Source organism: Pseudomonas sp. 43(2021) (assembly GCF_017490805.1).
GTDB lineage: Bacteria > Pseudomonadota > Gammaproteobacteria > Pseudomonadales > Pseudomonadaceae > Aquipseudomonas.
Map to the genome: position 1 here is coordinate 176,529 of NZ_JAFGYJ010000009.1, position 12,893 is coordinate 189,421.

Consider the following 12,893-nt stretch of genomic DNA (forward strand, 5'->3'; position numbering starts at 1 on the left):
TGATCACTCAGGCGAGGGGGGTTGCATCAAAGGCGGTGTCTTTTCGGGGATGTCGGTCATGGTTGCCTCGGTCAGCAGCAGGATACTGGCGACCGACACGGCGTTCTCGAGTGCGATGCGCACCACTTTGGTGGGGTCGATAATCCCGGCTTCATACAGGTCCACGTAGGCGTTGGCCGCGGCATCGAAACCGATACTGCCCGATTCGGCGAGCATGCGTGCCACCACCACGCCCGCGTCGACTGCGGAATTTTCGGCGATCATTCGCGCTGGAGCCTCCAGCGCCCGCCGCAGTATTTGCAGGCCAGTGCGCGTATCGCCTTCACTACCTGCCTCTTCGGCGAGCAGCGCAGGCACGGCCTTGAGCAAGGCCAGACCACCGCCTGGTACTATGCCTTCGGCAATAGCCGCACGGGTGGCGGCCAAGGCGTCATCCAACGCATCCTTGCGCGCCTTCATCTCCGTTTCGCTGGGTGCGCCCACACGTATCACTGCCACGCCGCCAGCAAGCCTTGCCAGGCGCTCATGAAGTTTTTCCCGGTCATAATCGCTGGTGCAGGCCTCGATCTGAACCCGGATTTGCGCGATCCGTGCCGCCACGGCTTGCTGGGTTCCCTTGCCCCCGATCAGCGCCGTGCTGTCTTTCAACACCACCGCACGGTGCACCTGGCCCAGCTGGGACAACTGCAGCGTATCGAGATTGACGCCAAGCTCCGCTGAAACCAGGGTCGCCCCCGTGAGCACGGCGATGTCCTGCAGCATTTCCTTGCGCCGATCGCCATAGCCGGGAGCCTTCACCGCCACTGCTCGCAGCACCCCGCGAATCTGGTTGACCACCAACGTGGTCAGCGCCTCGCCGTCAATGTCCTCGGCGATCACCACCAGCGGCTGGCCGCTTTTCGCCACTTGCTCCAGCAAGGGCAGCAAGTCATTGAGTGCGCCTATCTTGTGGTCGCAAAGCAAGACACAAGCATCGGTCAGTTCTACCTGCATCTTTTCGGTATCAGTCACAAAGTAAGGAGACACATAACCTCGGTCAAAGCGCATGCCATCCATGATGTCGACCACGGTCTCGGTGGTTTTGGATTCCTCCACGCTGACCACGCCCTCGACCCCGACCTTCTCCAGGGCATCAGCGACCAACTGACCGATCAACGGGTCGTTATGCGCCGACAAGGTCGCCACCTGGGCCTTTTCCTTGAGCGTGCTGACCTGGCGTGATTGCGCCAGCAGCGATTTCATGACCAATGCCAGCCCCTTGTCCAGGCCACGTTTCAGGTCAATGGCACTGGCCCCTGCCACCACATTACGTACACCATCGGCCAGGATCGCGTGGGCCAGGATAGTCGCGGTGCTGGTGCCATCGCCCACCGCCTCCCCGGTACGCTCGGCCGCCTGGCGCAACATCTGGGCGCCGAGGTTTTCCTCCGGGTCCTGCAGATCGACCCGCTTGGCGATGGTCACCCCATCGTTGCAGACGGTCGGCCTCCCCCAACTACTCTGCATCAGCACCGATTTGGATTTTGGCCCCAAGGTGACGCGTACGGCATCGGCAAGCTGAGTGGCACCACTTAGAATTTTTTCCCGCGCGGCGGAACGGAACAGGATTTTGCTGTGGGGCATGACGTCGCCTCCCATGCAGGTCAGGACTGATCGCGGATGCTGCCAGCATCTCGCTTCCACCCCCCTGATGCTTGATTTTTGTCAACCCATCAGGGCAGCTGAAGCGCTGCTCAGCGGCGATCCAGATATCGATACAAGGCTTCTTCCTGGTCAAAGTGCAGCTTGGCCAGAGTATCCAGACGGATGAGTTGGTGCTGGATATCGTCGGCGCTCGGGCTGTCGGCCGCCCGGCTGAAATCCCGGCTCATGCACGACAGCAGATGGATGAGCCGAAAGATTTCCCGATGGGTATGGCTCATTGCAGACAGTGGATCTTCGCCGGGAATGAAACGGCTCAACGCCGGATACAAGCGGCGTTCGTCGTCGCGCTCGTGCCGCTCCAGTAGGTCGTGCAGCGCACCGACCAGCTCGCGCAGGTCGGCCCGAGCCTGCACGACAGGGCGCCTGGCGAAGTCGCAAGCCATCTGGCTAAGCTGCGTCAGCAGCCCGTCGAGTTCCCGATGCTCATCCTGCATCCGGTTCAGGTCTTCCACGGAGAGCACGTTGTGCCGTCGGTTCGCCAAGGGACCAAGCGCGCGCAAGGCGTTGATGATGATCAACAGGTCGATACCTTCCTGCAGCACCGCCCCCATCAATGCTGGCAGGTAACCGGCTGCGGCGACCAGCATAGCCAGCAATGACAGGCTCATGCCCACCCATACCCCCTGCCGGGCGATATGCACGGCATGCCGGGCGATATCCAGTACCTCGACCAACCGATCGAGCCTGTCGACCAGCAAGACCACACCGGCGGCCTGCGCCGAGGCAGTCACACCAGTGGCACCCATGGCAACGCCAACATCGGCTGCAGCCAACGCCGGCGCATCGTTGATGCCATCACCGACCATCAGCGTCGGTGCACTGCGGCAGCCTTGCTGGACCAGGCGAACTTTGTCCTGCGCAGAAAGCCCTGAACGAAGTTCGTCGATGCCCGCTGTCAGAGCAATCATCTCGGCCGTTTCCGGGCGATCTCCGGTCAGCATGACAATCTTGTCGATGCCGCGGGCACGTAGCAGACGCAAGGTCTGGGGTGTTTCCCGACGCAGGTCGTCGGCAAGCCGCAGCACAGCTTTCAACGCACCGTCGACCGCCACGAAACTGCCACTGTTGGCCAGGTAGTCCAGTTGCTGTAAACGCGCCTGAGCCCAGCTGCCATCGTCTGTGCCATTGCGCACGTAAGCCAGGGCCCCCAAGCGGACGGCCTTGCCCTGCACATTGCCGGCAAGCCCCAGGCCAGGGCTTTCCTGTACCTGTTGTGCAGGTGTCAGCGCCAGATTGCGCAGGCGTGCAGCGTGAACAATCGCCTGGGCAATCGGATGGGTGGATGCCTGGGCCAACGACGCGGCCAGTTGCAAGATCTGCAAAGGCGTCCCCTCTCCTTTGACCTCGATCGATTGCAACTGGGCATGGCCGCTGGTCAGGGTGCCGGTCTTGTCGAGGAACACATGACGGATCCCGGCCAGCGCTTCCAGCACCTCGCCATCGCGCACCAGGATGTTGCGCCGCGCGGCTCTGGAAATACCTGACAGAATGGCTATCGGTACTGCCAGTATCAGTGGGCAAGGCGTGGCAACCACCAGCACAGCCAGCACCCGTTGCACATCGCCACTGGCCCACCAAGCCAGCGCGGCGATGAACAGCGTCAGCGGAATGAGCGCCAGCGCGTAACGGTCGGCCAAGCGCACGAAGGGTGCTCGTGACTGGCGTGCTGTTTCGGCCAGACGCACGATGCCGGCGTAGGTGCTCTGCGCGGCGGTGTGCGTGGCCAGCAACAGCAACGGCGCGCCCGCGTTGATCACACCGCTGGGCACGGACTCGCCAGCATGGCGGGTGACGGGTAACGATTCGCCAGTCAACGCGGCCTCGTCGAGGGTCGCCTGTTCCGTCTGCAGGCGTCCGTCCACCGGTACCACTTCACCAAGTCGTACCAGCACGACCTGGCCAGGCCGGACTTCGCTCACGGGCACCTCTCGCAGCCTGTCGTGCTCCTGAACCCAGGCCCATTGGGGAGCCCTGTCGATCAGTGCGCGCAACTCGCGCTCGGCATGACGCAAACTGAGCACCTCCAACGCACGGCCGGTGGCAAGCATGAGTGCGACCACCGCCCCCACCAGCATCTGCTCCAGAGCCAAGGCTGCGCCGATAGACATCAGCGCGATCAGATCGATGCCCGCCTCGCGTCTGGCCAGGCGCTGAGTCATCTCCACCGCCAGCACCACTGCCATGATCGCGCTGCCACCGGCCCAGATCACAGAGGCCCAGGCGGGCTGTTGCGCCGCATAGGCCAGCCCACCGGCCAGCAAGGCCAGAACGCACACCAGCAACAGGACCGGGTCTAGCCATCGACGTGACATGGCAGCTACTTGTGCTTGGCCTGGCGGAGCAACTGCTGGATCTGGTCCTCGGCCTGGGTAGCCCTGCGCAGCGCCTCGTTGGCGGTCTGCTCGACCAGATCGATCCGGTAGCAGACCTGGTCGGCTCGCAGCCTGGCGGTCGCCGCGTTGTTTTCAGCCGACTCCAGACGTGCATCGTATTCCTCGGCAGGCCAACGCGTACATCCCTGGGAGGATGCCAGCAGCAGGCTCGTCAATCCGACAAGCAGATAGCGTTGCATGTAGATGCCCTTTCGCGTGCCCAAGACATCCTGAGTATCGACAGCACCGCCCGCGGCAGCCTGACATTTATCAATCTCATGAGGTATCTGTCAGCGCGTCACCTTGACCTTTGTCAATCGCCCAACAACGCTGGAGCGTAGAAAAAAGGGCTCAAGGCATTCCAACCCACTTCTGGATCTGACACTGGAGCTCATCATGAACGATCTCGAACTGCGCGACCTGGTACTCGAAGAACTGGAGTTTCAGCCGGACATCAATGCTGCGAGCATCGGTGTGACGGTGGAGGACGGCGTGGTCACGCTTTCCGGCCATGTCAACAGTTATGCTCAGAAGGTCAGCGCCGAGCGCACTGTCAAAGCCATGAAAGGCGTGCGTGGGCTGGCCGAAGAAATTGAAGTCCGACTGAACAAGCTGGAGGGTACGGCCGACGACACGATTGCCAACCGCGCCCTGAAAATCATTGCCTGGAGCTCGGATGCCAATGTAGAGGGCATCAAGGTTACCGTGCACAAAGGCACTGTGACCCTGGAAGGCGAGCTGGACTGGCAATACCAGAAGGAGGTAATAGAACAGGCCGTGTGGCGCCTGTCGGGCGTGGCTAGCGTACACAACCGCATCACCTTGAAGGCACGGGCCAATGCCGGCGATATCAAGCACCACATCGAGGAAGCCCTCAAGCGCAGCGCAGAGATTCAGGCCGAAGGCATCCGCGTCACCGTCAACGGGGGTGTGGTCAGGCTAGAAGGCAAGGTGCATTTGCTTCGTGAACGGGAAGTGGTCGAGCGCGCAGCCTGGTCAGTACCGGGTGTAAGCAAAGTCGAAGACTTCCTGTTGATTGCATAGCACTCAGCCCGGAGGGGGGGACGACCATGAACAAGGGTCAGCCATGGAAATTCTATTTCCTGGCCATCGGGCTGTCGGTGCTGGCCGCAGTTCAACTCGGCCTGTTCAACCGGCCGGCGGTGCAGGCCATTCCTTACAGTCAGTTTTTACAGCTGCTGGAACAGCAGAAAGTCAACGACCTGCGCATCGAGCACGACCGCATCCTGGGCAGGCTGCAGGAACCCATCGATGGACATTCGCTGTTTTCCACGGTGCGTATCGACCCGGTGCTCAGCGAGCAGCTGGGGCGATCGGGGGCGGTGTTTACCGGCGTCGCCGAGGACAGCGCGCTGGCCACCACGGTGGGCTGGTTCATGCCACTGCTGATGATGCTGGTTTTGTGGTACTTCCTGTTCCATGGGCTTGGTGAAAAACAGGGCCTGGGCGGGCTGATGGGTGTAGGCAAGTCACGCGCCCGCGTCTATGTCGAGCGCGATATCAAGGTGACCTTTGCCGATGTTGCCGGTATAGACGACGTCAAGGATGAGCTGACCGAGATCGTCGCCTTCCTGAAGAACAAGGCGTGGTATGCCCGCCTTGGCGCTCACGTGCCCAAGGGTACGTTGCTGGTCGGTCCTCCCGGTACCGGCAAGACCTTGGTCGCCAAGGCCATTGCTGGCGAAGCGGCGGTCCCGTTCTTTTCCATTTCCGGGTCGGAGTTCGTCGAGATGTTCGTGGGCGTGGGCGCTGCGCGGGTTCGCGATCTTTTCGACCAGGCACGCCAGGCGGCGCCTTGCATCATCTTCATCGATGAGCTGGACGCCTTGGGCAAGATGCGTGGGCTTGGCAGCCTTGGCGGCAATGATGAGAAGGAGCAAACGCTCAATCAACTGCTGGCCGAACTGGATGGCTTTGACGCGCGCGAAGGCGTCGTGCTGCTGGCGGCAACCAACCGCCCCGAAGTGTTGGACCCGGCGCTGCTGCGCGCAGGACGGTTCGATCGGCAGATTCTCATCGACAGGCCCGACCGCAAAGGTCGCCTGGCGATTCTCAAGGTGCACTTGCACAAGATCGTCTACAAGAACGACCTGGACTGCGAGCGCATTGCCGAAATCACGCCAGGCCTGACCGGTGCAGACCTGGCTAACCTGGTGAACGAAGCGGCCATCATCGCCACGCGGCGTGCCAGCCAGTGGGTCGAACTGCAGGACTTCACTGCTGCCGTCGAGCGCCTGGTCGCGGGTGTGGAACGCAAGGGCAACGTGCTGCGCGACGATGAACGTCAAGTGGTCGCGTACCATGAAATGGGGCACGCCTTGGCGGCGAGCAGCCTGCCAGCGATGGACCCGGTGCACAAAGTCTCGATCATCCCCCGCGCCGCTGGCTCGCTGGGTTATACCCTGCAACGGCCCACCGATGACCGTTTCCTGATCAGCGCACAGATGCTCCGTGACCGTATCGTCGTGATGATGGCCGGGCGCGCTGCCGAAAACCTGGCATTCGGCCAGGTCTCGACCGGTGCCGCCGACGACCTGGGGCGCGCCACTGACATAGCCCGGCAGCTGATCACGCGCTTCGGCATGAGCGCGGAGCTGGGCCAGGCGGTGCTGGAGCGGCAGCAGGCCGGTTATCTGGGCGAGTCAGTGTTGCGCCAGGAGCGCAAGGACTATTCTGAACAGACCGCACGGGAGATCGACCTGGGCATTCGTGGCTTGCTGGAAGAGGCCTACAGCCGTGCCCGGGTGTTGCTCGAACAGCGCCGGGCAGATCTCGACGCCGGAGCACGCCTGTTACTGGCCAAGGAGACCATCACCCCCGAAGAATTCCCGGCGCTGCTGCCGCTGGTCAAGGAACCTGTCACCTACCCGCTACTCGACACAGCCAAATGACGCTCCGCTCCTGATCAGGATAGCGACCATGCTCATCGTCACATTGATCAACATGCTGGTGGTCATACTGGTGGTAATCATTCACTACGAATGCTTGCTGCGTCTGAATGACTGGCTACCGCAGCTGAAATTGTGGAGCCGATTCCGAATAGTCGCGGGTGTGTTCGGCGCGCTGCTGGCCCATGCCCTGGAGGTCTGGTGTTTTGCCTTGGCCTATTACCTGATGGCTCACGCTGATGGCTGGGGCACGCTCAGTGGCAATTTCGATGGCAGCTTCCTGGATTGCGTGTACTTTTCCTTCACCACCTACACCACCATCGGCTTCGGCGACATCGCCCCTACCGGGCACCTCAAATACCTCACTGGCCTGCAGGCATTGACCGGCCTGGTGCTGATCACCTGGACAGCTTCGTTCCTGTTCCTGGAAATGCAGAAGTACTGGAAAGCCAAATAGCGGTGGTTCAATCGTTTGGCGGACACGTGAAGTTCCATCGCAGCCACAGCGCATCCGGCTGCGAACAGACCATGAGCCCTACCCTGCCTGGAGTACCCAGTCGCCATTGGGTGGGCTTGTGCAACGCGCTATGACAGGGTGCTCGTGGCGCTTAAATGGGTTCCTCCAGCCGGCTGAGGTTGAGCAGCCCTTGTTGGTCGACAATTCGTACCTCGCGCCCTGCGCATTGCATGAACCCTGCCTCGATGAACCGGGTGAACAACCGGCTGACGGTTTCCTGAGTGAGGTCCAGGTAGTTTGCGATATCGCTACGGGACATGGGCAGATTGAAAACATCAGCCCTCAATCCGCGGTCATGGTAGCGCGCCGACATACCCAACAGGAATATCGACAACCGTTGATCGGCCCGCCCATGGCAGCACCGCAGGTGTTCATCCTTGCCCTGGATGCCCAGGCTCAGCATATGCAGTAGCTGGTAGCGTAAGCCAGGGATCTGCCCTGACAGATCAACCAGCTGATCCAGCCGAATGGAGCAGACCAGAGAAACTTCAAGCGCCAGCGCGTAGCTTCGATAATGACTCGCACCGATAGCGTCCAGCCCCAGCATCTCACCCGGCAGGACGAAGCCAGTGACCCGCTCGTTGCCCTCGGCATCAAGCAGGAAGTTCTTGATGGCCCCCGAGCGCAGGGCAAATACATGCTCCATGGGCTCATCGGCCTTGAACAGATAGGCGCCCTTCTTCAACGGACGGTTACGGCGCACGATACGTTCCAGCTGGTCCACTTCGTCAGCACTGAGGCTAGCGGGCAAGCAAAGGCGGCTCAACGAACACGCAAGGCACTTCACATGGGGCCTTGCCCCCATATCTACAGGGCCTGACATGGTGACGCCTCAGGTTTTTTTCATGCGACCATTAATTCAAAATTAGCCGCTACGCTCAGTGTTTTCCGGGCTACCGACGAAGGGTAATGTCACCTGCTCAGCGCTTATGCCAATCGCTGTGAATACGACCTGATGGTCAATGGCTGCCCGCATAATCCGTGGCAGCGCGAGACCCTGCAGTACCTTCTGAGCCATCTCAAATGCTGACTGATTGTGGTCAATACCGCAGGCACGCAAATACAACAAGCGGCCAGGGCCTGTACGGACCGTTCTTTTCCTCAGTTTGACAGCGAAAAGCAGCTGCCAGCCGAGCAATTGACAACTGTCAAGTCAGTGCAAGGTCATGGAACGAAACTGTATTTCCGCTCCGGTACCAGCGGGCACACCAGTTCATCCACTTCGCGGTGCATCACGTCCAGGGTTTCCGGTGGCGCAACCGGGATCACGACCACGATCCATGCAGGTGACCGAGCAGGTACAGCCAGATCAGCCTTGGGAATGCTCCGGTGAAATAACCAGTACGCTGCTGGACAGACGATGCATCACCCGTTCCGCCGTGCTGCCGATAAACCAGCCGATGCCATGGTGGTGATAACTGCCCATGACCAGCACATCGATATCATTGTTATCCATGAACACCGCCAGGGTCTTGGCTGGATCGCCTATTCGCATGTGGCGGTGTTCGGCGGCGATGCCATTGCGCTCGGCAAGCGACTGGAAAGCTTCGCTCTGGGCCTCATGAAGGGTTCGGGCGGAATTCGAGTCGAACAGGAACGAGTGTTCCCGGCTGCCGCCAGCGTCCAGATACATCGACCCCAGGTCATAGGCATATAGCAATTCGATCTGGGCATTGCATTGCAATGCCAACTTCAGCGCTTCACTGATGATCTGGTCGTTGAAGCCCTCATACTGATCTTCAGGCCTGGACAGGTCCACGGCTGCAAGGATCTTTCGCGGCAGCGCATGGCTGGCGTTGTGTACCAGGTGCAACGGGATGCGTGTATCACGCAGTAGCTGAACATCCAGTGACGTGAACATGGCGCGCATCCACCAGGGCTCATGCTCGAGCTCCTTGATCAGCATTGCGAAAGGCTGCTCGCGCAAGTGCGCGAGGATCTCGTCCAGTGGATGCTGCACCCACACCACTTCCGTGGTGACCGTGACACCATTGCGCCGCATCGACAGCGCCTGGGACTCCAGCCAGTCACGGTGCTGCTGTACATAGCCTTCGCGCATGACAGCCAGTGCCTGGTCATTGACCAGACCCGCCGTGGCAAGCCCTTCCAGATAATCGAACGCCACAATGTGCAGCGCCATGCCCTTGGCCTTGGCCAGCGCTGCTGCGCGATCATAGACCGGAGTCCGGCGCATCAGGGCTGACGCTAACAGCAGCAGTCTTTGTGGATTTTCCATGGCACACCTCTGCGGTTGCGGTACGTACCTGGAGCATCTGCCACTCACCTTTTGCAAATTTGATGTTTGTCAACTGCCCGCTTCCGCGCAGATAAACGGCATTCTGGATGGCGCGGGAATTTGATGCGGATCAAGGCTTCTAGCCGCTAACGGAGCACGCTACTGGCATATCGACAATGATTTCTTGCTTCGCAGGCGCGCCATGGCGACAAAGAGCGCATGCGCCGGCTATCTGCGCGATGGTGTCATGAAGATTCGCTGTTTGCGCTTTGCCAATCTCCGATGCCCGGAGGAGGCCTGAAAATGCCCGATCAACTGAAAGTCGCGCTTCTTGGTCAGTCTGTTTCATCGTGCGTGGCAAATCCGATTTACCTGAAACCGCTGGTGACCTTGTGCAGGGAATGCCGGGGCAGCGGCCTGAAGGCACCATGCTCGACACCCTGAATGTCGGACACGGCGCCGTGGCGCTGGGCATCGGCATGCTGGTAGGGCTTGAGCGCGAACGCAAGAAAGGCCGCAACGAAGACCATGCCGCAGCCGGACTCAGGACCTTCGCCATCACCGCCCTGCTGGGTTACGTCAGCATGTTGCTGGCAGGGCCGATGCTGGTCGGGGTCGCCAGTCTGGGCCTGGTACTGATGCTCTGCATGCACTACCGCAAGCATGCCGACAAAGATCCTGAGGTCACCAGCGAAATCGCTCTGCTGCTGGTGCTGACTCTGGGCGCGCTGAGCCTGAACGAGCCCGAGCTTGCTACAGCGGTAGGCGTGGTACTGACGGTGCTGTTGGCCATGCAGCGTGAGCTTCATCACTTCGTACTGCAGCAGCTTAGTGAAGAAGAACTGCGCGATGGCTTGATGTTGCTGACGGTTGCACTCGTGGTACTGCCGTTGACGCCGGACCGGTTCCTGGGCCCCTACAGCGTGCTCAACCCGCGCACGATCTGCACGTTGGTCGTCCTGCTGATGGCTGTCGGTGCAGTGGGCCATATCGCCATGCGCCTGATGGGCCCTCGATATGGCTTGCCTTTGAGCGCAATAGCGTCAGGCTTTGCCTCAGGCACGGCCACCATTGCACTGCTGGCCCGTGAAGCGCGGCAACAAAAACTTGCAGTCAGATCCTTCGCGGCCGCGGCGGTGCTGTCCAACCTTGCCAGCATTACGCAATTCGCTTTGGTGCTGACTATCATCGACCGGCACCTGCTGAGCCCTTTCGTGATATCGATCGGGCTTGGCGCATTGGTCACGGTGGTTTACGGAATATTACTGCTGGCACCTTGGCGTGCCGCTTCTGGCGGTTCCGCGGCACATCAGGGTAACGGTGCCTTCAGTCTCTGGACCGCACTGATCATCACGCTTGCCCTGACCGGCGTCGCCCTGTTCTCAGCGTTTCTTCTTCAGCACCTGGGCCACAACGGCGTCAGCATTGCGGCATTCGTCAGCGGGCTGGGTGATGCCCACGCAGCAACTGCGTCGGTGGCCTCGCTAGTGAAGGCCGGACGGCTGGAGGTAGCCGATGTTGTGGTTCCAGGCATGATGGCCGTGACCGGGAACACGCTGACCAAATGTGTGCTGGCGCTCAGCAATGGCGGTTTCCGGTTTGCGCGTTATCTCGTTCCAGCACAGATCATCATCCTCGGGACAATGTGGCTTGGGCTGACTATGTACTGACGAGGCACAGAATATGTGAGAACCGGATGGACCACTTGCCTGATTCAAGTCAAACCAGCGACCAACTGGCTGCCTACACTTAAAACGTCCAGGCATACCAAGGCCTTTGCGGCACGCCATCTATATCCGGATACGTGGAGTTCACCATGCAATCGCAATTGAAATTGATGCTTGCTGTTGTTCTGGCCGGTAGTGCACTCATGGCGCATGCCGATGAAAAGCAAAACGCTGGCGATGCCACTACCAGCGCGCCAGCCGCCAGTACACCCTCCGAGTCGGCCATGAACAAGGCGATGAGCGAACAAATGCACAAGATGCAGGTTGCTCATGACAAAGCCGCCGCAGCGAAGACCCCCGCCGAGCGGCAAGCCGCCATGCACGAGGGTATGCAGACAATGAAGGAAAGCATGGCCATGATGAGCAAGCACCATGCCGCTGGCTGCATGGGCTCGGGCATGGGAATGTCAGGAGCCAAGGGTGGCATGGGTATGGATCACGGAATGATGGACATGATGATGAAGATGATGGATCAGCAGTCGTCAATGATGGATATGCCCATGACGCAGTAACCGGCACTGCTCCACTGTGCCATCGGAGATAGCATCACGGTCGATGACGTGGTCGAAGCACGCTATCGATTTCGTCCACGACCTGCCTTGTTGCATCCTCGATGGCCCCTTCATTACGGCATAGAACCCAGCCGTAATCCGCAATCGCACGCTCGAACGCCTCGGTACAGGCAACCTGCTCGTCCAGGCTATGGATTACCGTACTGCCCAACCCACGCGTTCGTGCCGCGGCCCTTGCCCACGAGGTGTCGGGGGCCGTGACAACGCCTACGTGCAAATCGGGCACTTGCACATATCGCTCGATGTTCAGGCGCAGGATCTCGTCGAACGGCACGGTACGGCGAAATGCGGCATCAGACGGGTACCAGCGATCGATCAGGATGATACTGCCCGCTGGCTGCCTGGGGAGCACGTGCCGGGAAATCCAGGCACGGCTTTCGGCAAAGCGCTCGCATACCCTCAGCTCCAGGTCCCGGGAGGGGTTTCTGGCCAGTTGGTTGACGAGGGCCATGGTTTCCCCCCGGTAGGGGTCGCTTTTTTTCTCGCAAAGCCGGATCACTTTCTTGTGGTCAGCCCTAAGCGCCTTGGTAACGGCTTCCACAAGTGTGGTTTTGCCGGTGCCCTTGGGCCCATCGATGGAAACAAACAGCGGGCGGGTCATTCTTGATTACCGGTGGGGCCAGGTGCGGGATAAGACCTTAGCGTCATTGGGGCCGCTTTGCGGCCCATCGCGACACAAGGCCGCACCTGAAAGGGATCGGCGCCAGCCTTGAGGTGGCGCCGTACCTGTCAGGCCTTACACCGCCAGCGCGCGCTCACGCAGCTCGCTGTTGAGGATGCGGTCGTTCTCGCTGTAATCGACCGGGCAGTCGATCACGTGCACGCCCGGGGTCTTGATGCAGTGCTCGAGCAGCGG

Annotated in this window: 12 protein-coding genes and 1 pseudogene; 5 read left to right on the forward strand and 8 right to left on the reverse strand. The window is 60.5% G+C overall.

Annotated elements, in window-relative coordinates; translation table 11 throughout:
- Window positions 1-3 precede the first annotated feature (3 nt).
- The 3 genes from groL to J5M71_RS10670 all read right to left on the reverse strand — a co-directional run bounded on the left by groL (window position 4) and on the right by J5M71_RS10670 (window position 4,276).
- Window positions 4-1,623: a chaperonin GroEL gene (gene groL, locus J5M71_RS10660; RefSeq protein ID WP_207832126.1), complete on the reverse strand. Its 1,620-nt coding sequence runs from the start codon at window positions 1,621-1,623 to the stop codon at window positions 4-6.
- 110 nt (window positions 1,624-1,733) lie between these two features.
- Window positions 1,734-4,016 (reverse strand): heavy metal translocating P-type ATPase, encoded by a 2,283-nt coding sequence (locus J5M71_RS10665; protein ID WP_207832100.1) that lies wholly within the window; start codon window positions 4,014-4,016, stop codon window positions 1,734-1,736.
- A 5-nt stretch (window positions 4,017-4,021) separates the two neighbouring features.
- The gene (locus tag J5M71_RS10670; protein WP_207832102.1) at window positions 4,022-4,276 is read right to left on the reverse strand and encodes a hypothetical protein; all 255 of its coding nucleotides are present in this window, start codon (window positions 4,274-4,276) and stop codon (window positions 4,022-4,024) included.
- A 196-nt stretch (window positions 4,277-4,472) separates the two neighbouring features.
- Here J5M71_RS10670 and J5M71_RS10675 point away from each other — a divergent pair, with 196 nt between their 5' ends.
- The 3 genes from J5M71_RS10675 to J5M71_RS10685 are packed head-to-tail and all read left to right on the forward strand — an operon-like array spanning window position 4,473 to window position 7,442.
- Window positions 4,473-5,120: a BON domain-containing protein gene (locus J5M71_RS10675; RefSeq protein ID WP_207832104.1), complete on the forward strand. Its 648-nt coding sequence runs from the start codon at window positions 4,473-4,475 to the stop codon at window positions 5,118-5,120.
- Window positions 5,121-5,146: 26 nt separating this feature from the next.
- The gene (ftsH, locus tag J5M71_RS10680; RefSeq protein ID WP_207832105.1) at window positions 5,147-6,988 is read left to right on the forward strand and encodes an ATP-dependent zinc metalloprotease FtsH; all 1,842 of its coding nucleotides are present in this window, start codon (window positions 5,147-5,149) and stop codon (window positions 6,986-6,988) included.
- Between the two features lie 28 nt (window positions 6,989-7,016).
- Window positions 7,017-7,442, forward strand: a complete 426-nt coding sequence (locus tag J5M71_RS10685) for a potassium channel family protein (protein WP_207832107.1) — start codon at window positions 7,017-7,019, stop codon at window positions 7,440-7,442.
- Between the two features lie 151 nt (window positions 7,443-7,593).
- On the opposite strand, the gene J5M71_RS10690 is transcribed toward J5M71_RS10685, so the two are convergent.
- From J5M71_RS10690 to J5M71_RS10700, 3 genes and pseudogenes are all read right to left on the reverse strand, one after another.
- Entirely contained in the window at window positions 7,594-8,325 is a 732-nt protein-coding gene (locus J5M71_RS10690; RefSeq protein WP_207832109.1) for a helix-turn-helix domain-containing protein, read from the reverse strand.
- 362 nt (window positions 8,326-8,687) lie between these two features.
- Window positions 8,688-8,798, reverse strand: a pseudogene (locus J5M71_RS10695) (phosphoribosyltransferase); the annotation flags it as partial.
- Between the two features lie 13 nt (window positions 8,799-8,811).
- Window positions 8,812-9,738, reverse strand: coding sequence for a universal stress protein (locus J5M71_RS10700; RefSeq protein WP_207832111.1), 927 nt, complete (start codon window positions 9,736-9,738; stop codon window positions 8,812-8,814).
- Between the two features lie 428 nt (window positions 9,739-10,166).
- On the opposite strand from J5M71_RS10700, the gene J5M71_RS10705 reads away from it, so the two are divergent.
- Entirely contained in the window at window positions 10,167-11,408 is a 1,242-nt protein-coding gene (locus J5M71_RS10705; protein ID WP_207832113.1) for a DUF4010 domain-containing protein, read from the forward strand.
- A gap of 146 nt (window positions 11,409-11,554) precedes the next feature.
- Window positions 11,555-11,977, forward strand: a complete 423-nt coding sequence (locus J5M71_RS10710; protein ID WP_207832115.1) for a hypothetical protein — start codon at window positions 11,555-11,557, stop codon at window positions 11,975-11,977.
- Between the two features lie 34 nt (window positions 11,978-12,011).
- On the opposite strand, the gene J5M71_RS10715 is transcribed toward J5M71_RS10710, so the two are convergent.
- On the reverse strand, window positions 12,012-12,638 hold the full coding sequence (locus tag J5M71_RS10715) for a dTMP kinase (protein ID WP_207832116.1): 627 nt from the start codon (window positions 12,636-12,638) through the stop codon (window positions 12,012-12,014).
- A 135-nt stretch (window positions 12,639-12,773) separates the two neighbouring features.
- Window positions 12,774-12,893: hypothetical protein (locus J5M71_RS29260; RefSeq protein ID WP_243434162.1), on the reverse strand; the 120-nt coding region annotated here is incomplete at its 5' end.

Excerpts from the sequence above, each read along its gene's own strand:
- groL (WP_207832126.1), bottom strand. The coding sequence starts at position 1,623 with ATGCCCCACAGCAAAATCCTGTTCCGTTCCGCCGCGCGGGAAAAAATT.
- J5M71_RS10665 (WP_207832100.1), bottom strand. The coding sequence starts at position 4,016 with ATGTCACGTCGATGGCTAGACCCGGTCCTGTTGCTGGTGTGCGTTCTG.
- J5M71_RS10670 (WP_207832102.1), bottom strand. The coding sequence starts at position 4,276 with ATGCAACGCTATCTGCTTGTCGGATTGACGAGCCTGCTGCTGGCATCC.
- J5M71_RS10675 (WP_207832104.1), top strand. The coding sequence starts at position 4,473 with ATGAACGATCTCGAACTGCGCGACCTGGTACTCGAAGAACTGGAGTTT.
- ftsH (WP_207832105.1), top strand. The coding sequence starts at position 5,147 with ATGAACAAGGGTCAGCCATGGAAATTCTATTTCCTGGCCATCGGGCTG.
- J5M71_RS10685 (WP_207832107.1), top strand. The coding sequence starts at position 7,017 with ATGCTCATCGTCACATTGATCAACATGCTGGTGGTCATACTGGTGGTA.
- J5M71_RS10690 (WP_207832109.1), bottom strand. The coding sequence starts at position 8,325 with ATGTCAGGCCCTGTAGATATGGGGGCAAGGCCCCATGTGAAGTGCCTT.
- J5M71_RS10700 (WP_207832111.1), bottom strand. The coding sequence starts at position 9,738 with ATGGAAAATCCACAAAGACTGCTGCTGTTAGCGTCAGCCCTGATGCGC.
- J5M71_RS10705 (WP_207832113.1), top strand. The coding sequence starts at position 10,167 with ATGCTCGACACCCTGAATGTCGGACACGGCGCCGTGGCGCTGGGCATC.
- J5M71_RS10710 (WP_207832115.1), top strand. The coding sequence starts at position 11,555 with ATGCAATCGCAATTGAAATTGATGCTTGCTGTTGTTCTGGCCGGTAGT.
- J5M71_RS10715 (WP_207832116.1), bottom strand. The coding sequence starts at position 12,638 with ATGACCCGCCCGCTGTTTGTTTCCATCGATGGGCCCAAGGGCACCGGC.